Here is a 21,325-nt window from a genome sequence, read left to right as displayed (position 1 = left end):
AGCGCCATAAAGAGAAGATGTCCCGATGGTGGAACAGAGTCATTTTGCAGGCATGGAATGGGTAGATATTGTCAACGAAGACAATGAGGTGATCGCACAGGCCAGCCGGGAGCAAATGCGCGCGCAGTGCCTGCGTCATCGCGCAACCTATATTGTGGTGCATGATGGGATGGGCAATATTCTGGTGCAGCGTCGTACCGAGCTAAAAGACTTTATGCCCGGTAAGCTGGACGCCACCGCGGGCGGCGTGGTACAGGCGGGTGAAAACCTGCTGGAGTCCGCGCGCCGCGAAGCGGAAGAGGAGCTGGGCATTGCTGGCGTACCGTTTGCCGAGCATGGTCAGTTCTACTTTGAAGATGAGCACTGTCGGGTGTGGGGCGGGCTGTTCAGCTGCGTCTCCCACGGGCCGTTTGCCCTGCAGGAAGAGGAGGTGAGTGAAGTCTTCTGGATGACGCCGGAAGAGATCACCGCCCGCTGCGACGAGTTTACCGACGATTCGCTGAAAGCGCTGGCGCTGTGGATGAGCCGTAACGCCAGCAATGATGTGGAAAAGCGCGAGCAGGAGACGGAGTAACCTCTCTTGCTTTGCAGAAAAAAGCGACCTTGAGGGTCGCTTTTTTATTGCCGGTTTGCGGCTGCGGAGGGTGTTTTTGCCGGATGGCGCTGCGCTTATCCGGCCTACAATCCTCCGTATAAAAAAGGCGACCCGAAGGTCGCCTTTTTTTGTCTGGTGGCGGAGAAGCTTATCAAACCGTAGGTCGGATAAGGCGCAGCCGCCATCCGACATCTTACTGCTGCTGGGACGCCTGAATCGCGGTCAGAGCGATGGTGTAGACGATATCGTCTACCAGCGCGCCACGAGAGAGGTCGTTCACCGGCTTGCGCATACCCTGCAGCATCGGCCCGATGGAGATCAGGTCGGCAGAGCGCTGCACCGCTTTGTAAGTAGTGTTACCGGTGTTCAGATCCGGGAAGATGAACACGGTAGCGCGACCGGCAACCGGCGAGTTCGGCGCTTTAGATTTCGCTACATCCGCCATAACCGCGGCGTCATACTGCAGCGGACCGTCGATAACCAGGTCAGGACGTTTTTCCTGCGCCAGGCGAGTCGCTTCACGCACTTTCTCAACGTCGCTACCCGCGCCGGAGTTGCCGGTGGAGTAGGAGAGCATCGCCACGCGCGGCTCGATGCCGAACGCGGTTGCGGAGTCAGCGGACTGAATCGCGATCTCGGCCAGCTGCTCAGCGGTCGGATCCGGGTTGATTGCACAGTCACCGTAAACATAAACCTGTTCCGGCAGCAGCATAAAGAATACGGAGGAGACCAGCGAGCTGCCCGGCGCAGTTTTGATCAGCTGCAGCGGCGGACGAATGGTGTTCGCAGTGGTGTGAACCGCACCGGAAACCAGGCCGTCAACTTCATCCTGCTCCAGCATCAGCGTGCCGAGCACCACGTTGTCTTCCAGCTGCTCGCGCGCCACGGCTTCGGTCATGCCTTTGCTTTTACGCAGCTCAACCAGGCGAGCAACGTAGCTTTCACGCACCACGTCCGGATCGACGATTTCGATCCCGGCGCCCAGCTCAACACCCTGTGCTGCCGCAACGCGATTGATCTCATCCGGGTTGCCCAGCAGGATACAGGTCGCGATACCGCGTTCAGCACAGATAGCGGCCGCTTTCACGGTACGCGGCTCGTCGCCTTCCGGCAGTACGACGCGTTTGCCCGCTTTACGCGCCAGCTCGGTCAGCTGGTAACGGAAGGCTGGCGGCGAGAGGCGACGGCTGCGCTCGGAGGTGGCGGTCAGGGAGTCGATCCACTGCGCGTTGATGTAACGGGCAACGTACTCCTGCACGTTTTCAATACGCTCGTTATCGTCAACCGGCACTTCCAGGTTGAAGCTCTGCAGGCTCAGGGAGGTCTGCCAGGTGTTGGTGTTCACCATAAATACCGGCAGGCCGGTGGCAAACGCGCGTTCGCACAGCTTGCGCACGCTCTCTTCCATCTCGTAGCCGCCGGTCAGCAGCACGGCACCAATCTCAACGCCGTTCATCGCTGCCAGGCAGGCAGCAACCAGCACGTCAGGACGATCGGCAGAGGTCACCAGCAGTGAACCCGGACGGAAGTGTTCCAGCATGTGCGGAATGCTGCGCGCACAGAAGGTGACGGACTTCACGCGGCGGGTTTTGATGTCGCCTTCGTTGATGATGGTCGCATTCAGGTGGCGCGCCATATCGATCGCACGGGTGGCGATCAGATCGAAGCTCCACGGCACCGCGCCCAGTACTGGCAGAGAGCTGGTCTCTTGCAGCTGTGCCGGATCGATATGCACTACTTTTGCTTTTGAGGAGTCATCAAAGATCTCAGAGAGATCCGGGCGCGTACGGCCCTGCTCATCAACCGGGGCATTCAGTTTGTTGACGATAACGCCGGTGATGTTGCTGTTTTTCACGCCGCCGAAGCTGTTGCGCGTAAGCTCGATGCGCTCTTTCAGTTGCTCCTGCGTGTCAGTGCCCTGAGACATGACGAAGACGATTTCCGCATTCAGCGTTTTCGCGATTTCGAAGTTCAGGGACTGGGCGAACTGGTGTTTACGGGTCGGGACCAGGCCTTCAACCAGCACCACTTCAGCGTCTTTGCTGCTTTCGTGGTAGCGGGCGATGATCTCTTCCATCAGCACATCTTTCTGATTGCTGGAGAGCAGCGACTCGACGTGGCTCATTTTCAGCGGTTCAGCCGCCGGCAGCCCGGAGTTAGCGCGCACGATGGTGGTGGTCTGGTCAGGCGCATCGCCGCCCGCACGTGGCTGGGAGATCGGTTTAAAGACGCTCAGACGAACGCCTTTGCGTTCCATAGCACGGATCACGCCAAGGCTGACGCTGGTCAGGCCGACGCTGGTTCCGGTAGGGATCAGCATAATAATACGGGACACGGTTAATCCTCTTTCGTTACCGTCGAAGCGGACGGGTTACAAAACAGCACCGCCAGCGTTGGCTGGCGGTGTGGGTAAGCTATCAGGCAGTCAGGCGGCTTGCGTCTTGCGCAATCACCAGCTCTTCGTTAGTCGGGATAACGATCGCCGGGCGGGTGCCTTCTTTGTTGATAAAACCAGACTTGCCGAAACGGGCAGCCAGGTTGCGTTCGTGGTCAACTTCGAAGCCGAGCACGCCCAGTTTGCCCAGGGAGAGCTCGCGTACCATCGCTGCGTTTTCACCGATACCGCCGGTGAAGATCACCGCGTCCAGACGACCATCCATCAGCGCAGTGTAAGAGCCGATGTATTTCGCCAGGCGATGGCAGTAAACGTCCATCGCACGCTTCGCGTCTTCTTTGGTTTCGTAGTTATCTTCTACATAACGGCAGTCGCTGGTGACTTCGGTCAGGCCCAGCAGGCCAGACTCTTTGGTCAGCATTTTGTTGATCGCTTCAACGCTCATGCCCAGGGTGTCATGCAGATGGAAAATGATCGCCGGGTCGATATCACCAGAACGGGTACCCATTACCAGGCCTTCCAGCGGGGTCAGACCCATGGAGGTATCAACGCACTCGCCGTTACGGATAGCGGAAACAGAGCCGCCGTTGCCGAGGTGGCAGGTGATGATGTTCAGTTCAGAAACCGGCTTGTTCAGCACTTTTGCCGCTTCCTGAGTTACATAGAAGTGGCTGGTGCCGTGCGCGCCGTAGCGACGAACGCCGTGCTCTTTGTACAGTTTGTACGGCAGGGCGTAGAGGTAGGACTCTTCCGGCATGGTGGTGTGGAACGCGGTGTCGAACACGGCAACGTTCTTCTCTTTCAGGCTCGGGAAGGATTTCAGCGCTTCGGCGATACCGATGAGGTGAGCCGGGTTGTGCAGCGGGGCGAAGGAGGCCGCGTCTTTAATACCCTGAATCACAGACTCATCGATCACCACGGAACGGGTGTATTTTTCACCACCGTGGACGATACGGTGACCGATTGCGGTCAGCTGAGCAGACAGTTCTGGTTTTTGTGCCAGAATAGTGTTAACGATAAAGTTAAGCGCTTCGCTGTGAGCGGCACCTGCACCTAAAGCCGCTTCTTGTTTACCGCCATCCATTTTCCACTTGATGCGTGCTTCAGGAAGGTGGAAACATTCGGCTAAACCAGAGAGGTACTCTTCACCGTTAACAGCATCGATAATTGCGAATTTCAGTGAGGAGCTACCGCAGTTCAGAACCAGTACTAACTTACTCGACATGGAAGTACCTATTTATGATACGTGGCTAAAAAAGGTCAGTGAGTCGCACAGCGTAGCGCAGGTTGACGCTGACATTTATGATTAACATCATGTCGAGAGAACTTTCTGACACGATGAAAGAATAGTTAAAATTTTAAGCTATTTTGCGCAATTTTCAGACAGTGGCATAATGAGCTTATTATTTGACGACTCAAACCTATTCGTCTAAGGCCTGGTAAAGGCCGCCACAGAATACCCGATAGCAGGTGGGATTGACAAAAAATTTTAACGTTGTCATTCACAGTTGTTGTTTTGCATAAAATTTTTAATTTTTATACGTGAAGTTGAGGTGAAGCCATGTCAAATCCTGAGATTCGACCCGTCAGTTTCTTCAGTTTATTTCGCCGGGGTCAGCACTATGCGAAGACCTGGCCTATGGAAAAACGCCTCGCTCCCATGTTTGTAGAGAACCGTACCATTCGCGCGACACGCTACGCGATTCGCTTTATGCCGCCGCTGGCAATCTTCACGCTCTGCTGGCAAATCGCCCTCGGCGGGCAGCTCGGCCCGGCTGTCGCCACCGCGCTGTTTGCCCTGAGCCTGCCAATGCAGGGGTTATGGTGGCTCGGCAAGCGCTCGGTCACGCCGCTGCCGCCCTCGATTCTGAACTGGTTCTATGAAGTGCGCGGTAAGTTGCAGGAGGCGGGCCAGGCGCTGGCACCGGTTGAAGGCAAGCCGGACTACCAGGCGCTGGCCGATACCCTTAAGCGCGCCTTTAAGCAACTGGATAAAACCTTTCTTGATGAGCTTTAAAGTTGTGCGTGATTGATAAGAAGAGAGCATCCCCGGATGCTTTCTTTTTTGGTAGATAGGCGCAACACCCCCGGCAAATCAAGAAAGCGCCTTTTACTCACAGGTAGACTGAGGCCAACTTATTTTACTGCGCCGAAGTGCCACAGGAGTCGAAGATGGAAATGACCAATGCCCAACGTCTGATCTTATCCAATCAATACAAGATGATGACCATGATGGACCCGGCTAATGCGGAGCGTTACCGCCGTTTGCAAACCATTGTCGAACGGGGATATGGTTTGCAGATGCGCGAGCTGGATCGCGAATTCGGCGAGCTGAAAGAGGAAACGTGCCGCAACATCATCGATATCATGGAGATGTATCACGCACTCCACGTCTCCTGGACCAATATGAAAGATAACGCCACCATTGACGAGCGTCGCGTCACTTTCCTCGGCTTCGACGCCGCGACCGAAGCGCGCTACCTCGGATATGTGCGCTTTATGGTTAATATTGAAGGGCGCTATACCCATTTTGATGCCGGTACCCACGGCTTTAATGCCCAAACGCCGATGTGGGATAAATACCAGCGTATGCTGAGCGTGTGGCACGCCTGCCCGCGCCAGTACCACTTGAGCAGTAACGAAATTAATCAAATTCTCAACGCCTGAGGAGGTGAACGTGCAGTGCAAAGGCTTTCTGTTTGATCTGGATGGAACCCTGGTAAATTCACTCCCCGCCGTTGAGCGAGCCTGGTGCAGTTGGGCCGATCGCTTTGGCATCAGCCATGACGAGGTGCTGAATTTTATTCACGGCAAACAGGCCATCACCTCACTGCGTCACTTTATGGCGGGTGCCTCAGAAGCGGAGATTGCGGCTGAATTTACCCGCCTTGAGGAGATTGAAGCGTCAGACACGGACGGCATTACGCCGCTGCCGGGCGCGATTGAACTGCTTCAGCATCTGGATGCCTCCGCGATTCCGTGGGCCATTGTTACCTCCGGCTCGGTGCCGGTCGCCCATGCCCGCCATCGCGCGACCGGTTTGCCGATGCCGAAAGTCTTTGTCACCGCAGAACAGGTGAAGCATGGCAAGCCTGAACCGGATGCCTACCTGCTCGGTGCCGAGCTGTTAGGGCTGGCACCGGAAACCTGTGTGGTGGTCGAGGATGCGGCTGCGGGGGTGCTCTCCGGCCTCGCCGCCGGGTGTCACGTGATTGCCGTCAATGTGCCGCCGGGTTCACCGGGGCTTGAGAAGGTCGACTTCTCGCTGACAAGCCTGGAGGCGATAAGCGTCACAAAACAGCATGACGGCATCGTCAGCGTCGATCTAAAAGCCTGATTCAATGATGTAACCCCACCCCGGTGGGGTTTTTTTATGGCACTCTTTTACCACCCTCAACAAACAAGGACAGGTTGTGAACGGTGAATTGATTTGGGTTCTCTCTCTGCTGGGCATTGCCGTGGTGCTCTTTGCGACGAGCAAAGTGCGCATGGACGCAGTGGCGCTGTTTGTCATTGTCGCTTTTGTGCTGAGCGGTACGCTGACGCTTCCCGAAGCGCTCTCCGGTTTTAGCGATCCAAACGTTATTTTAATTGCCGCGCTGTTTATTATCGGCGACGGGCTGGTGCGCACCGGCGTGGCAACCAATATGGGCGCCTGGCTGGTGACGATGGCGGGCAGCAGCGAAACCAAAATGCTGGTCCTGCTGATGATCACCGTCGCCGGGCTGGGTGCCTTTATGAGTTCGACCGGCGTGGTGGCGATTTTTATCCCGGTGGTGTTGAGCGTCTCGCTGCGCATGCAGGTCTCGCCGTCGCGGTTAATGATGCCGCTCAGCTTCGCCGGGTTGATTAGCGGCATGATGACACTGGTGGCGACGCCGCCAAACCTGGTGGTGAACAGCGAACTGCTGCGCGAAGGGCTGGAGGGATTTGGCTTTTTCAGCGTCACGCCGCTTGGCCTGGTTATCCTGCTGCTTGGCATCGTCTATATGCTGTTAATGCGCTTTATGCTGAATGCCGAGGGGAGCGACGCTCAGCGCGAGAGCTGGAAGCGGCGCTCGTTTCGCGATCTCATCCGCGAGTATCACCTGGCAGGCCGCGCGCGGCGGTTAGCGATTCGCCCCGGCTCGCCGATGATTGGTCAGCGTCTTGACGATCTGCAACTGCGTGAGCGCTATGGTGCCAACGTTATCGGCGTCGAGCGCTGGCGGCGTTTTCGCCGGGTGATTGTTAACGTTAATGGCGTCTCGGAGTTTCGCGCTCGTGACGTGCTGCTGATTGATATGTCCTCTGCGGATGTCGATCTGCGCCAGTTCTGCGTCGAGCAGCAGCTGGAGCCGATGATCCTGCGCGGGGAGTACTTCTCCGACCAGGCGCTGGATGTCGGCATGGCGGAAGTCTCGCTGATCCCCGATTCCGAACTGCTGGGCAAAACGGTGCGCGAAATCGGTTTTCGTACCCGCTACGGTCTGAACGTGGTAGGCCTGAAGCGCAACGGCGTGGCGCTGGAAGGGGCGGTGACTGACGAGCCGCTGCAACTCGGCGACATTTTCCTTGTGGTCGGCAACTGGAAGTTAATCAGCCAGCTTGCCGGACACGCCCGCGACTTCGTGGTGCTGAACCTGCCCGTTGAAGAGAGTGCGGCTTCGCCAGCACACAGCCAGGCACCGCATGCGATTTTCTGCCTGGTATTGATGGTTGCGCTGATGCTGACCGACGATATTCCCAATCCCATCGCCGCCATTATCGCCTGCATGCTAATGGGGAAATTCCGCTGCATCGACGCCGAGAGCGCCTATAAAGCGATCCACTGGCCAAGCATCATTCTGATCGTTGGCATGATGCCTTTTGCGCTGGCGCTGCAAAAAACCGGCGGCGTCGATCTGGTGGTCAAAGGGTTGATGGAGCTGGGCGGGGGCTATGGCCCGCACTTGATGCTGATCTGTCTGTTTGTGATGTGCGCGGCGATTGGGTTGTTTATCTCCAATACCGCCACGGCTGTGCTAATGGCACCCATTGCGCTGGCGGCAGCGAAATCGATGGGCGTCTCGCCTTATCCCTTCGCCATGATGGTGGCGATGGCTGCCTCGGCCGCCTTTATGACGCCGGTCTCATCGCCAGTGAACACGCTGGTATTAGGGCCGGGCAACTACCGGTTCAGCGACTTTATCAAACTCGGTGTGCCCTTTACCCTGCTGGTAATGATGGTGTGCGTGGTGATGATCCCGATGCTGTTTCCCTTTTAACCGGGCGGGTTCGCCCTTGTTATAAGGGCGAATCCTGGCTGATCTCATCCAGCGACAGCTGGAAGCTTGGCACAAACACCTGCATAAAGTAATCCATCTCCGGGCTGCGCCTGGCGTCGAGGGTTTTCTCCAGCCGCGATTTGGCCAGCAGAAACTCATTGTTGCCGGCGGAAAGCTCTTCGAGGCACTTCAGGTAGGCGCAGAGCGCATCGGCCTGTTTAACAATTAATCGCTCCTCTTCGCTGTAGTTATGCTCATCAATCAGCGGGGCGAAAATATCCTGCAGCTCTTCCGGCACCATCTCGACCAGCTTCTGCTGGGCGATCTTCTCAATCGCTTTGTACTCCTGGGCAATCTGCGAGTTGAAGTACTTCACAGGGGTCGGGAGATCGCCGGTGATCACTTCAGAGGCATCGTGATAAATCGCCAGCAGCGCAATGCGCTCTGCGTTAAGCGAGCCGCCGAATTTGCGGTTTTTGATCGCCGCCAGCGCGTGCGCGACCATTGCCACTTGCAGGCTATGCTCGGAGACATTCTCGGTGCGCACATTGCGCATCAGCGGCCAGCGGTTGATCAGTTTCAGGCGGGAGAGGTGGGCGAAGAAGTGACTCTGACTCATAGTTAACCTTGTCTTGAATGCGACTGGAGCCATTGTGCGCAGAGAGTGGGGGAAGATGCAAACCCTCCCCCTGAGTCAATTATTGATGATAACCGGAGAGGAAACGCCCGAAGCGGGTGATGGCCATTTCCAGATCGTCCTCGCGCGGCAGGGTAACGATGCGCACGTGATCCGGCCACGGCCAGTTGAAGGCGGTGCCCTGGACCAGCAGCACTTTCTCCTGCAGCAGGAAGTCGAGCACCATCTTCTGGTCATCCAGAATATTGAAACGTTTCGCGTCGATTTTCGGGAACATATAGAGCGCGCCGCTCGGTTTTACGCAGGAGACGCCGGGAATGTCGTTAATCAGCTCCCACGCGCGGTTGCGCTGCTCATAGAGACGCCCGCCGGGCACGATAAATTCGCTGATGCTCTGATAGCCGCCGAGAGCGGTCTGGATCGCATGCTGTGCCGGCACGTTGGCGCACAGGCGCATTGAGGCAAGCATCTCCAGCCCTTCGATATAACCTTTGGCGTGCTTTTTCGGCCCGCTCAGCACCATCCAGCCCTGGCGGAAACCAGCCACGCGGTAGGTTTTCGACAAACCGTTAAAGGTAATGGTGAAGAGATCCGGTGCCAGCGCGGCGATAGAGTGGTGCTGCGCTTCGTCGTAGAGGATCTTGTCGTAGATCTCATCGGCGAAAATAATCAGGTTGTGCTGGCGCGCCAGCTCGACAATTTCCAGCAGCAGCTCTTTTGAGTAGACCGCGCCGGTCGGGTTGTTCGGGTTGATGATCACAATGCCGCGCGTGCGCGGGGTGATTTTGGCGCGAATGTCGTCCAGATCTGGGAACCAGCCGGCGGATTCATCACAAAGGTAGTGCACCGCTTTGCCGCCGGAGAGCGACACCGCCGCGGTCCACAGCGGATAGTCCGGCGCCGGGACCAGCATCTCATCGCCGCTGTTCAACAGCGCCTGCATCGACTGCACAATCAGCTCAGAGACGCCGTTGCCGATATAGATATCTTCGACGGTGACTTCACGCATGCCGCGCGCCTGATAGTGCTGCATGATCGCTTTACGGGCAGAGTAGAGCCCCTTTGAATCGCAGTAGCCCTGGGCGCCAGGGAGGTTGCGGATCACATCGACCAGAATCTCATCCGGGGCTTCGAAGCCGAACGGGGCAGGGTTACCGATGTTGAGTTTGAGAACCTTGTTGCCTTCTTCTTCCAGACGCTTTGCTTCTTTAAGAACCGGGCCACGGATGTCATAACAGACGTTATCTAACTTGCTGGATTTTTCGATGGAGGACATGAACCTTTGCCTTTTTACTGGAATCGCCACTCCCTGCCGTGGAAGTGAATACGGAACAATGTACTCCCACGCCCGTCTGTTTTGAAGGGTTAACAGGAGAAGATTTTGCCAGGCCGGGCAGTTGCCTTTAACGATCTTTTAACTATTAAGCGCGCTATTTTTCTCTTTTCTGTGCTGTCAATTTGCACGTAGTAAGTAATTAATGCCAGTTAATGATTGATTGCCACTACTTTTCACCATTCAATGGCCTCCCGGCAGTGGGGGATTAAATCTTTTGTCGCGGCTACCCGCGCGAGGAAGATGAAAAAAGAGGGTTATAACGAAGATATAAAGTAACGGTTAGCGTCCCGCTTTGTTGCTGTGAAGATAATGTTAATTTCTATTAAAGAGATCCATTTTCAGAACCGTTCGCTATTTAATATTGAGAATAGTAACTATGACCATCACTAATATTTATATGTCTCATTTTTTCGTACTGACATTTTAAGAATTTAAGATAATTCGTATTAACGCTTATAAATAAAAAGGTTTTGGGGTAAACTCAGACAGCCTGAAAGGGCGCTCAGGGGCAAAGCCCTGAGTTCAGTAAGGTTGAATTCTTAATTTTACTTAATTGCTATTACTCTTTTTTTACTTCAGAGCCTCTGTTGGGTTCACCTTTATCTGCGACGCGCGATGTTAAATCGGTATTCGCCGCGAAAGACGCGTTTTAAATGCATCAACACCATTTGGCTGGTTTATATATCCCCGAGCGGGATGTTTGCCAAATAAAAGACGTTGAGTTCTGCTTGCATCAGGTGGCGAACAAAAACATCACACACATTGCCAGGTTTCATCGGCAATGGCAGTGCAGGATGCGCTTTTTAAATGGATTTACTTAATCTTATGAACACAGCATAAACCCGGGGCACGCAACGCGAGCAACCCGTAAGTGAAAAATGATGATAAATGCAAATCGTCCGATACTGAATCTCGACCTCGATCTGCTGAGAACCTTTGTTGCAGTCGCGGATTTAAACACCTTTGCAGCCGCCGCTGCGGCGGTTTGCCGTACGCAATCCGCTGTAAGCCAGCAAATGCAGCGCCTCGAACAGCTAGTGGGAAAAGAGCTGTTCGCCCGTCATGGCCGCAATAAATTACTGACTGAGCATGGTATTCAGCTATTAGGCTATGCGAGAAAGATCCTGCGCTTTAATGACGAAGCCTGCACCTCGTTAATGTTCAGCAATTTGCAGGGCGTATTAACTATTGGTGCGTCAGACGAATCCGCCGATACGATCCTGCCGTTCCTGCTTAATCGTATTAGCTCGGTCTATCCAAAGCTGGCGCTGGATGTGCGGGTAAAACGCAATCCGATGAGCAGCGATCAGCTTCAGGAGGATGAAGTTGATCTGGTGGTGACCACGCATCGTGTCCAGCCGTTTGACTATTTAACGCTGCGCACCTCACCGACGCTCTGGTATTGCGCGGCGGAGTATGTGCTGCAAAAAGGGGAGGCGGTGCCGCTGGTCCTGCTGGATGAGCCGAGCCCGTTCCGCGATATGGTGCTTAACGCGCTTAATGAAGCCGAGATTCCATGGCGCATGGCCTATGTGGCCTCAACGCTCTCGGCGGTGAAAGCAGCCGTTAAAGCAGGTCTTGGCGTGACGGCGCGACCGGTCGAGATGATGAGTCCTGACCTGCGGGTATTAAGTCACGCTGAAGGCTTCCCGGCCTTGCCGGAAACGGAATATCTGCTCTCGCGCAACCCGAACAGCGGGAACGAGCTGGCGCAGGTAATTTTCGATGCCATGGAGCACTATCGCGACCCCTGGCACTACAAAGGATCTACTCCGGAAGGGGGAGATGAACAGCTGCTGATTGATGGCGATTTCTAGCTACCATTTCGCCGCAAACTGGTAACAATTTGTAAGTGTAAAAATGGCCAACTGATGAGAGAAACGATCACAGTGGGCCATTTTTTGCACAAATAATAAGCATCTGAATTATTCCTGCTCTAAATCATTATTTCTTTCAATCTGTTAATCCACCTCACAGCACAATCCCCCTTTATCATCTATAGTCTTTCATGCCCTCTGCTCATGTTAAAAATCAAGCAAGATTGTTGCCGAATCATTGTATGAATTAACAAAAGCGTGTCTCAGATCAAAAAAATACCTCCGCAGAGGGGGAGGAATCCTGGGTAAATCCTGTCAAAATAGGAGGGTAATTTTTGTAATCCTCCACAACGGACTCGATTCAACACCGGATTTTGCCGCAGGAAAAGTTGTTGCTGGTCAATAAAACGGCACTAAATGTTAATGGATTGCTGCCGATGTAAACTAATGTGAGGAAACTTTTGTTAAAGTTGACAAAAGGTTATAGAAAGGAGTAAAAACCCACATCATTTAGCTGTTTTTCAGCTTTTTGCACAGTAAGTATGTGGTTTTTTATTCCTCCCCGTGAATCGATGTGGCGTCATCTGCCAGCAAGAGCAGAGGTTTTAACGCTACCTTTTGAGTTAAGCAATGCGTATGTCAACATCCACTGAAATCATCGCTCATCACTGGGCATTCGCTGTCTTTCTTATTGTCGCCATCGGCCTCTGTTGCCTGATGCTGGTCGGCGGTCGGTTTTTGGGCGGACGCGCGCGCGCAAGGCACAAAAACGTACCTTTCGAATCTGGTATCGACTCCGTCGGTTCCGCTCGCTTACGTCTCTCCGCCAAGTTCTATCTGGTCGCCATGTTCTTCGTCATCTTCGATGTCGAAGCGCTCTATCTCTACGCATGGTCTACGTCCATTCGTGAGAGTGGCTGGGTGGGATTTGCCGAAGCCGCAATTTTTATCTTAGTGCTGCTGGCTGGTCTGGTTTATCTGGTGCGTATTGGCGCGCTCGATTGGACGCCGGTGCGTTCGCGCCGCGCGCAGGTTAACCCTGAGACCAACAGCTACACTGACAGTCAACGCTAACCGCGAGGCAATAAGATGGATTATACGCTCACCCGCATAGATCCTAACGGTGAGAACGACCGTTACCCCCTGCAAAAACAGGAGATCGTAACTGACCCCCTGGAACAAGAGATCAACCGTAGCGTCTACATGGGCAAGCTCGAAAATGTCCTGCACGATATGGTGAACTGGGGTCGTAAGAACTCAATTTGGCCGTATAACTTCGGCCTTTCCTGCTGCTACGTTGAGATGGTGACCTCGTTTACCGCCGTGCACGACGTGGCGCGTTTTGGCGCGGAAGTACTGCGTGCCTCGCCGCGCCAGGCTGACCTGATGGTCGTTGCCGGTACGCCGTTCACCAAGATGGCACCGGTTATCCAACGCCTCTATGACCAGATGCTGGAGCCGAAATGGGTTATCTCCATGGGTGCCTGCGCAAACTCTGGCGGTATGTACGACATCTACTCCGTCGTGCAGGGCGTCGACAAATTTATCCCGGTGGATGTTTACATCCCTGGCTGCCCGCCGCGTCCTGAAGCCTATATGCAGGCGCTGATGCTGCTGCAGGAGTCGATTGGCAAGGAGCGTCGTCCGCTCTCCTGGGTGGTTGGCGATCAGGGCGTTTACCGCGCCAACATGCAGTCAGAGCGTGAACGTAAACGCGGTGAACGTATTGCCGTCACCAACCTGCGTTCGCCGGACGAGATTTAATTTGCGCCTGTGGGCAAGGGTAAAAAGCGTCGCATTTCAATAATCCAATAACGCGACGCACTGCCCCACAGTCACCACGGACCCTTTGCAATGGTGAAAAATATGACCGATTTAACTGCGCAAGAAGCCCCATGGCAGACCCGCGATCATCTGGATGATCCGGTCATTGGCGAATTGCGCAACCGTTTTGGGCCGGATGCCTTTTCCGTTCAGGCGACCCGCACCGGGGTACCCGTCGTTTGGGTGAAGCGTGAGCAGTTACTGGAAGTGGTCGATTTCTTAAAGAAATTACCGAAGCCTTACGTCATGCTGTTCGATCTTCACGGCATGGACGAGCGTCTACGCACACACCGCGCCGGTCTGCCCGCCGCGGATTTTTCCGTTTTCTACCACTTCCTGTCGATCGATCGTAACAGCGACATCATGCTGAAAGTGGCCCTCGCAGAAAACGATTTGCATGTGCCGACTATCACTAAACTCTTCCCGAACGCTAACTGGTATGAGCGTGAAACTTGGGAGATGTTTGGTATCACTTTTGATGGCCACCCGCATCTGACGCGCATCATGATGCCGCAGACCTGGACCGGCCACCCGCTGCGTAAAGACTACCCGGCGCGCGCCACCGAATTCGATCCGTTTGAGCTGACCAAAGCCAAGCAGGATCTGGAGATGGAGGCGCTGACCTTTAAACCGGAAGATTGGGGCATGAAGCGCGGCACCGACAACGAGGACTTCATGTTCCTCAACCTCGGTCCAAACCACCCCTCTGCGCACGGTGCGTTCCGCATCATTCTGCAGCTTGATGGCGAAGAGATCGTCGACTGCGTGCCGGATATCGGTTATCACCACCGCGGTGCGGAGAAGATGGGCGAACGCCAGTCATGGCACAGCTACATTCCTTATACCGACCGCGTTGAGTACCTCGGCGGCTGCGTCAACGAGATGCCATACGTACTGGCGGTCGAGAAACTGGCAGGCATTACCGTGCCGGAACGCGTGGAAGTGATTCGCGTCATGCTCTCTGAGCTGTTCCGCATCAACAGCCACCTGCTCTATATCTCTACCTTTATTCAGGACGTCGGCGCGATGACGCCGGTCTTCTTCGCCTTTACCGATCGTCAAAAAATCTACGATCTGGTGGAAGCGATCACCGGTTTCCGTATGCACCCGGCCTGGTTCCGCATCGGCGGCGTCGCGCACGATCTGCCGCGCGGCTGGGATCGCCTGCTGCGCGAGTTCCTCGACTGGATGCCGAAACGTCTGGCTTCCTATGAGAAAGCTGCACTACGCAACTCCATTCTGAAAGGCCGTGCTCAGGGCGTTGCCGCTTACGGCGCGAAAGAGGCGCTGGAGTGGGGCACCACCGGCGCAGGCCTGCGTGCTACCGGCATCAACTTTGACGTGCGTAAAGCGCGCCCGTACTCCGGCTATCAGAACTTCGACTTCGAAATCCCGGTCGGCGGTGGCGTCAGCGACTGCTACACCCGCGTGATGCTGAAAGTGGAAGAGCTGCGCCAGAGCCTGCGCATTCTTGAGCAGTGCCTCAACAATATGCCGGAAGGGCCGTTCAAAGCGGATCACCCGCTGACCACGCCGCCGCCGAAAGAGCGCACGCTGCAACATATCGAAACCCTGATTACTCACTTCCTGCAGGTATCGTGGGGCCCGGTGATGCCAGCCAACGAATCCTTCCAGATGATTGAAGCAACCAAGGGTATCAACAGTTACTACCTGACCAGTGACGGCAGCACCATGAGCTACCGTACCCGTATCCGTACGCCGAGTTTCCCGCATCTGCAGCAAATTCCGGCGGCAATCCGCGGCAGCCTGGTCTCAGACTTGATTGTCTACCTGGGTAGTATCGATTTTGTTATGTCAGATGTGGACCGCTAATTATGCACGAGAATCAACAACCAGAAACCGGGGCTTTTGAGCTGAGTGCGGCAGAGCGTGAGGCAATTGAGCACGAGAAGCACCACTACGAAGACCCGCGTGCGGCGTCCATTGAAGCGCTGAAGATCGTTCAGAAACAGCGTGGCTGGGTGCCGGACGGCGCAATTTACGCTATCGCCGACGTGCTGGGCATTCCGGCGAGCGATGTCGAAGGCGTGGCAACGTTCTACAGCCAGATCTTCCGCCAGCCGGTCGGCCGCCATGTGATCCGCTACTGCGACAGCGTGGTGTGTCACATCACGGGCTATCAGGGGATCCAGTCGGCGATTGAGAGCCACCTGAAGATCAAGCCGGGCCAGACCACCTTTGATGGCCGCTTTACGCTGCTGCCAACCTGCTGTCTCGGCAACTGCGACAAAGGGCCGACTATGATGATCGATGAGGACACCCACAGTTCTCTGACGCCGGAAACGATCCCTGACTTGCTGGAGCGGTATAAATAATGAAGACCATTATCCGTACTCCCGAAACCCATCCGCTGACCTGGCGTCTGCGCGATGACAAACAGCCGGTCTGGCTTGAAGAGTATCAAAGCAAGAACGGCTATGCCGGTGCGCGCAAAGCCCTGACCGGGCTGGCACCGGACGAAATCGTCAACCAGGTAAAAGACGCCGGCCTGAAAGGGCGCGGCGGCGCGGGCTTCTCCACCGGTCTTAAGTGGAGCCTGATGCCGAAAGACGAATCGATGAACATTCGTTACCTGCTGTGTAACGCCGATGAGATGGAGCCGGGCACCTATAAAGACCGCCTGCTGATGGAGCAGTTGCCGCACCTGCTGGTGGAAGGCATGCTCATCTCCGCCTTTGCGCTGAAAGCCTATCGTGGCTACATCTTCCTGCGCGGGGAGTACATCGAAGCGGCGGTGCATCTGCGCCGTGCCATTGCTGAAGCTACCGAAGCGGGCCTGCTCGGCAAAAATATTCTCGGCAGCGGATTCGACTTCGAACTTATCGTCCATACCGGCGCGGGTCGTTATATTTGCGGCGAAGAGACGGCGCTGATCAACTCGCTGGAAGGGCGTCGTGCGAACCCGCGCTCAAAACCGCCTTTCCCGGCAAGCTCCGGCGTATGGGGTAAACCGACCTGCGTTAACAACGTCGAAACCCTGTGCAACGTCCCGGCGATCCTTGCCAACGGCGTGGAGTGGTATCAGAACCTGTCGACCAGTAAAGATGCCGGTACCAAACTGATGGGCTTCTCCGGGCGCGTGAAAAACCCGGGCGTCTGGGAGCTGCCGTTTGGCACTACCGCGCGTGAAATCCTCGAAGAGTACGCGGGCGGCATGCGCGACGGGCTGAAATTTAAAGCCTGGCAGCCGGGCGGCGCGGGAACCGACTTCCTTACCGAAGCGCACCTCGATCTGCCGATGGAGTTCGAAAGCATCGGCAAAGCGGGCAGCCGTTTAGGTACCGCGCTGGCGATGGCCGTTGACCATGAAATTGGCATGGTGCCGCTGGTGCGTAACCTGGAAGAGTTCTTCGCCCGCGAATCCTGCGGCTGGTGTACGCCGTGCCGCGACGGGCTGCCGTGGAGCGTCAAAATCCTGCGTGCGCTGGAGCGTGGCGAAGGCCAGCCTGGCGATATCGAAACCCTGGAGCAACTCTGCCGCCAGCTGGGGCCGGGTAAAACCTTCTGCGCACACGCGCCGGGTGCGGTTGAACCCTTACAGAGCGCAATTAAGTACTTCCGCGAAGAGTTCGAAGCGGGGATCAAGCAGCAATTCAGCAATACCCATGCGATTGGCGGTATCCAGCCAAACCTGCTGAAAGCGCGCTGGTAATGGTTCCCCCTCATCGTGAGCAGGTGAGGGGACGCGGAACGAATTTTGATTAATTCTCAGCTCCGGCTGAGACAACTGGAAGCATGCTAATGGCTACTATTCACGTAGACGGCAAAGAATACGAGGTAAACGGCGCAGACAACCTGTTAGAGGCTTGTCTCTCGTTGGGCCTTGATATTCCTTATTTTTGCTGGCATCCGGCGCTGGGGAGCGTGGGTGCGTGCCGCCAGTGTGCGGTGAAGCAATATCAAAACGCGGAAGACACGCGTGGCCGCCTGGTTATGTCCTGTATGACACCGGCATCCGACGGCACATTTATCTCTATTGACGATCACGAAGCGAAAGAGTTCCGTGAGAGCGTGGTGGAGTGGTTGATGACCAACCACCCGCACGACTGTCCGGTTTGCGAAGAGGGCGGCAACTGCCACCTGCAGGATATGACCGTTATGACCGGTCACAGCTTCCGTCGCTACCGTTTCACCAAACGTACGCACCGTAACCAGGATCTCGGTCCGTTCATCTCCCACGAGATGAACCGCTGTATCGCCTGCTACCGCTGTGTGCGCTACTACAAAGATTATGCCGACGGTACCGACCTGGGCGTCTATGGCGCACATGACAACGTCTACTTCGGCCGCCCGGAAGAGGGTACGCTGGAGAGCGAGTTCTCCGGTAACCTGGTTGAAATCTGCCCGACCGGCGTTTTCACCGACAAAACCCACTCCGAGCGCTATAACCGTAAATGGGATATGCAGTTCGCGCCGAGCATCTGCCAGCAGTGCTCGATCGGCTGTAACACCAGCCCGGGCGAGCGTTACGGCGAACTGCGTCGTATCGAGAACCGCTACAACGGTACGGTTAACCACTACTTCCTCTGCGACCGCGGTCGTTTCGGCTATGGCTACGTCAACCTGAAAGATCGTCCGCGCCAGCCGGTACAGCGTCGCGGCGACGATCTGATTACCCTCAACGCCGAACAGGCGATGCAGGGCGCGGCGGATATTCTGCGCCAGTCGAAGAAAGTGATCGGCATCGGTTCTCCGCGCGCAAGCGTTGAGAGCAACTTCGCGCTGCGCGAACTGGTCGGTGCGGAGAACTTCTACACCGGCATCGCGAAAGGCGAGCAGGAGCGACTGACGCTGGCGCTGAAAGTGCTGCGCGAAGGTGGCATCCGTACTCCGGCGCTGCGTGAAATCGAATCTTACGACGCGGTGCTGATCCTCGGCGAAGACGTCACCCAGACCGGCGCGCGCGTCGCGCTGGCGGTCCGTCAGGCGGTGAAAGGTAAAGCCCGCGAAATGGCGGCGGCGCAGAAAGTTGCCGACTGGCAGATTGCGGCGATCATGAACATTGGTCAGCGCGCTAAACATCCGCTGTTTGTCACCAACGTCGACAGCACCCGTCTGGACGACATCGCTGCGTGGACCTACCGCGCACCGGTAGAAGATCAGGCGCGTTTAGGCTTTGCCATCGCCCATGCGCTGGATAACTCCGCACCGGCGGTTGACGGCCTGAGCAGCGATCTGCAGGGCAAAGTGGATGTGATTGTCCAGGCACTGGCCGGGGCGAAGAAGCCGCTGATTATCTCCGGCACTAACGCCGGTAGCAGCGACGTGATCCACGCGGCGGCGAACGTGGCGAAAGCGCTGAAAGGGCGCGGTGCCGATGTCGGCATCACCATGATTGCCCGCTCCGTTAACAGCATGGGCCTCGGCCTTATCGGCGGCGGCAGCCTCGATGATGCACTCTCCGAACTGGAGAGCGGCAGCGCCGACGCGGTCGTGGTGCTGGAAAACGATCTGCACCGTCACGCTTCTGCTGCGCGCGTAGATGCTGCGCTGGCGAAAGCGCCGCTGGTGCTGGTGGTCGATCACCAGCGCACGGCGATTATGGATAACGCCCATCTGGTGCTCTCTGCGGCAAGCTTCGCAGAAAGCGACGGCACGGTGATCAACAACGAAGGCCGCGCTCAGCGCTTCTTCCAGGTTTATGACCCGAGCTACTACGACAACAAAGCGCTGATGCTGGAAAGCTGGCGCTGGCTGCACTCGCTGCACAGCACCGTGCTGAACCGCGAAGTGGACTGGACGCAGCTCGATCATGTGATCGACGCCGCCGTCGCCGCGCTGCCGCAGCTGTCGGGCATCAAAAATGCCGCACCGGATGCCAGCTTCCGCATTCGCGGGCAGAAACTGGCGCGTGAGCCGCACCGCTACAGCGGTCGCACCGCGATGCGCGCCAATATCAGCGTCCACGAACCGCGTCAGCCGCAGGATAAAGACACCATGTTCGCCTTCTCGATGGAAGGGAACAACCAGCCTTCAGCGCCGCGCTCGCAAATTCCGTTTGCCTGGGCACCGGGCTGGAACTCCCCGCAGGCCTGGAACAAATTCCAGGACGAAGTGGGCGGCCATCTGCGTCACGGCGATCCGGGCGTGCGCCTGATTGAAGCGACGGAGAGCGGGCTGGATTACTTCACCGTCGTTCCGGGCGCTTTCAGCGCACAGGATGGCGAGTGGCGTATCGCGCCTTACTATCACCTGTTCGGCAGCGATGAGCTGTCGCAGCGTTCGCCGGTGTTCCAGAGCCGTATGCCGCAGCCTTACATCACGCTTAACCCGGCCGATGCCGCGAAGCTTGGCGTAAACGCAGGCGCGCACGTCTCCTTCACCTACGAAGGGCAGACCCTCAGCCTGCCGCTGCAGGTATCGGAAGGTCTGACGGCGGGGCAGGTCGGTTTGCCGATGGGCATGCCGGGTATTGCACCGGTGCTGGCCGGGGCACGTCTTGAAAATCTGCGGGAGGCGCAAGCATGAGCTGGTTAACACCGGATGTTATCGACATTCTGTTAAGCATTCTGAAAGCGGTGGTCATCCTGCTGGTGGTCGTCACCTGCGGCGCCTTCATGAGCTTTGGCGAACGTCGCCTGCTCGGCCTGTTCCAGAACCGTTATGGGCCGAACCGTGTGGGCTGGGGTGGTTCACTCCAGCTGGTCGCGGACATGATCAAGATGTTCTTTAAAGAGGACTGGATCCCGCGCTTCTCGGATCGCGTGATCTTCACCCTCGCGCCGGTGATCGCCTTCACCTCGCTGCTGTTAGCCTTCGCCATTGTGCCGGTCAGCCCCACCTGGGTGGTGGCCGACCTCAATATCGGGATCCTCTTCTTCCTGATGATGGCGGGTCTGGCAGTTTACGCGGTGCTGTTCGCTGGCTGGTCGAGTAACAACAAATACTCCCTGCTCGGCGCGATGCGTGCCTCTGCGCAAACCCTGAGCTACGAAGTGTTCCTCGGGCTGTCGCTGATGGGCGTGGTGGCGCAAGCCGGTTCATTCAATATGACCGACATCGTCAACAACCAGGCGGGTTTGTGGAACGTCATTCCGCAATTCTTTGGCTTCGTTACCTTTGCTATCGCTGGTGTTGCGGTGTGTCACCGCCACCCGTTTGACCAGCCGGAAGCGGAGCAGGAGCTGGCGGATGGTTACCATATTGAATACTCCGGCATGAAGTTCGGTCTCTTCTTCGTCGGCGAGTATATCGGTATCGTCACCATCTCTGCGCTGATGGTCACCCTCTTCTTTGGTGGCTGGCAGGGTCCGCTGTTACCGCCGTTTATCTGGTTCGCGCTGAAAACCGCGTTCTTTATGATGATGTTCATTTTGATTCGCGCCGCACTGCCGCGTCCTCGCTACGATCAGGTGATGTCTTTCGGCTGGAAAATCTGTCTGCCGCTGACACTGCTTAACCTGTTGGGCACGGCGGCAGTCATTCTTTGGCAGGCGCCGTAATAAGGGGTGATG

Annotated in this window: 17 protein-coding genes; 13 read left to right on the top strand and 4 right to left on the bottom strand. The window is 56.3% G+C overall.

Going from position 1 to position 21,325, the window contains the following annotated elements; genetic code table 11:
- Nucleotides 1-25: 25 nt before the first annotated feature.
- Nucleotides 26-574: an NUDIX hydrolase YfcD gene (yfcD, locus tag IAE48_RS02515; RefSeq protein WP_023479717.1), complete on the top strand. Its 549-nt coding sequence runs from the start codon at nucleotides 26-28 to the stop codon at nucleotides 572-574.
- Between the two features lie 214 nt (nucleotides 575-788).
- On the opposite strand, the gene pta is transcribed toward yfcD, so the two are convergent.
- On the bottom strand, nucleotides 789-2,930 hold the full coding sequence (gene pta / locus IAE48_RS02510) for a phosphate acetyltransferase (protein WP_094421263.1): 2,142 nt from the start codon (nucleotides 2,928-2,930) through the stop codon (nucleotides 789-791).
- An 82-nt stretch (nucleotides 2,931-3,012) separates the two neighbouring features.
- Nucleotides 3,013-4,215, bottom strand: a complete 1,203-nt coding sequence (ackA, locus tag IAE48_RS02505; protein ID WP_023479643.1) for an acetate kinase — start codon at nucleotides 4,213-4,215, stop codon at nucleotides 3,013-3,015.
- A 336-nt stretch (nucleotides 4,216-4,551) separates the two neighbouring features.
- Here ackA and yfbV point away from each other — a divergent pair, with 336 nt between their 5' ends.
- The 4 genes from yfbV to IAE48_RS02485 all read left to right on the top strand — a co-directional run bounded on the left by yfbV (nucleotide 4,552) and on the right by IAE48_RS02485 (nucleotide 8,236).
- Nucleotides 4,552-5,007, top strand: a complete 456-nt coding sequence (yfbV, locus tag IAE48_RS02500; RefSeq protein ID WP_023479712.1) for a terminus macrodomain insulation protein YfbV — start codon at nucleotides 4,552-4,554, stop codon at nucleotides 5,005-5,007.
- A gap of 155 nt (nucleotides 5,008-5,162) precedes the next feature.
- Nucleotides 5,163-5,657 (top strand): YfbU family protein, encoded by a 495-nt coding sequence (locus IAE48_RS02495; RefSeq protein ID WP_054803341.1) that lies wholly within the window; start codon nucleotides 5,163-5,165, stop codon nucleotides 5,655-5,657.
- Between the two features lie 10 nt (nucleotides 5,658-5,667).
- Nucleotides 5,668-6,327, top strand: coding sequence for a sugar phosphatase (locus IAE48_RS02490; protein WP_094421255.1), 660 nt, complete (start codon nucleotides 5,668-5,670; stop codon nucleotides 6,325-6,327).
- Between the two features lie 76 nt (nucleotides 6,328-6,403).
- A complete protein-coding gene (locus IAE48_RS02485) occupies nucleotides 6,404-8,236 on the top strand; it encodes an SLC13 family permease (protein WP_200133362.1) in 1,833 nt (610 codons plus the stop codon).
- Between the two features lie 19 nt (nucleotides 8,237-8,255).
- On the opposite strand, the gene yfbR is transcribed toward IAE48_RS02485, so the two are convergent.
- Entirely contained in the window at nucleotides 8,256-8,855 is a 600-nt protein-coding gene (gene yfbR / locus IAE48_RS02480) for a 5'-deoxynucleotidase (protein WP_200133361.1), read from the bottom strand.
- Nucleotides 8,856-8,934: 79 nt separating this feature from the next.
- Entirely contained in the window at nucleotides 8,935-10,149 is a 1,215-nt protein-coding gene (locus tag IAE48_RS02475; RefSeq protein WP_054803343.1) for a pyridoxal phosphate-dependent aminotransferase, read from the bottom strand.
- Nucleotides 10,150-11,090: 941 nt separating this feature from the next.
- Here IAE48_RS02475 and lrhA point away from each other — a divergent pair.
- The 8 genes from lrhA (at nucleotide 11,091) to nuoH (ending at nucleotide 21,313) form a co-directional block, all read left to right on the top strand.
- The gene (gene lrhA / locus IAE48_RS02470; protein WP_200133454.1) at nucleotides 11,091-12,026 is read left to right on the top strand and encodes a transcriptional regulator LrhA; all 936 of its coding nucleotides are present in this window, start codon (nucleotides 11,091-11,093) and stop codon (nucleotides 12,024-12,026) included.
- Nucleotides 12,027-12,656: 630 nt separating this feature from the next.
- Nucleotides 12,657-13,100: an NADH-quinone oxidoreductase subunit NuoA gene (gene nuoA, locus IAE48_RS02465; protein ID WP_034812950.1), complete on the top strand. Its 444-nt coding sequence runs from the start codon at nucleotides 12,657-12,659 to the stop codon at nucleotides 13,098-13,100.
- 15 nt (nucleotides 13,101-13,115) lie between these two features.
- Complete coding sequence (gene nuoB / locus IAE48_RS02460) at nucleotides 13,116-13,790, top strand: NADH-quinone oxidoreductase subunit NuoB (RefSeq protein WP_023479723.1); 675 nt, start codon at nucleotides 13,116-13,118, stop codon at nucleotides 13,788-13,790.
- Nucleotides 13,791-13,880: 90 nt separating this feature from the next.
- The gene (gene nuoC, locus IAE48_RS02455; RefSeq protein ID WP_128482496.1) at nucleotides 13,881-15,683 is read left to right on the top strand and encodes an NADH-quinone oxidoreductase subunit C/D; all 1,803 of its coding nucleotides are present in this window, start codon (nucleotides 13,881-13,883) and stop codon (nucleotides 15,681-15,683) included.
- Nucleotides 15,684-15,685: 2 nt separating this feature from the next.
- Entirely contained in the window at nucleotides 15,686-16,186 is a 501-nt protein-coding gene (gene nuoE, locus IAE48_RS02450) for an NADH-quinone oxidoreductase subunit NuoE (RefSeq protein ID WP_023479890.1), read from the top strand.
- Nucleotides 16,186-17,523 carry an NADH-quinone oxidoreductase subunit NuoF gene (gene nuoF / locus IAE48_RS02445; protein ID WP_200133360.1) on the top strand — a complete coding sequence of 446 codons (1,338 nt, stop codon included), beginning with the start codon at nucleotides 16,186-16,188 and terminating at the stop codon, nucleotides 17,521-17,523. The genes nuoE and nuoF overlap by 1 nt, the downstream gene beginning before the upstream one ends.
- An 89-nt stretch (nucleotides 17,524-17,612) precedes the next feature.
- On the top strand, nucleotides 17,613-20,339 hold the full coding sequence (nuoG, locus tag IAE48_RS02440) for an NADH-quinone oxidoreductase subunit NuoG (RefSeq protein WP_200133359.1): 2,727 nt from the start codon (nucleotides 17,613-17,615) through the stop codon (nucleotides 20,337-20,339).
- A complete protein-coding gene (nuoH, locus tag IAE48_RS02435) occupies nucleotides 20,336-21,313 on the top strand; it encodes an NADH-quinone oxidoreductase subunit NuoH (RefSeq protein ID WP_094421240.1) in 978 nt (325 codons plus the stop codon). The genes nuoG and nuoH overlap by 4 nt, the downstream gene beginning before the upstream one ends.
- Nucleotides 21,314-21,325: the final 12 nt, after the last annotated feature.

The organism is Kosakonia sp. S57 (assembly GCF_016516575.1).
Classification (GTDB): domain Bacteria; phylum Pseudomonadota; class Gammaproteobacteria; order Enterobacterales; family Enterobacteriaceae; genus Kosakonia; species Kosakonia cowanii.
This window is presented reverse-complemented; position numbering and strand designations above follow the sequence as displayed.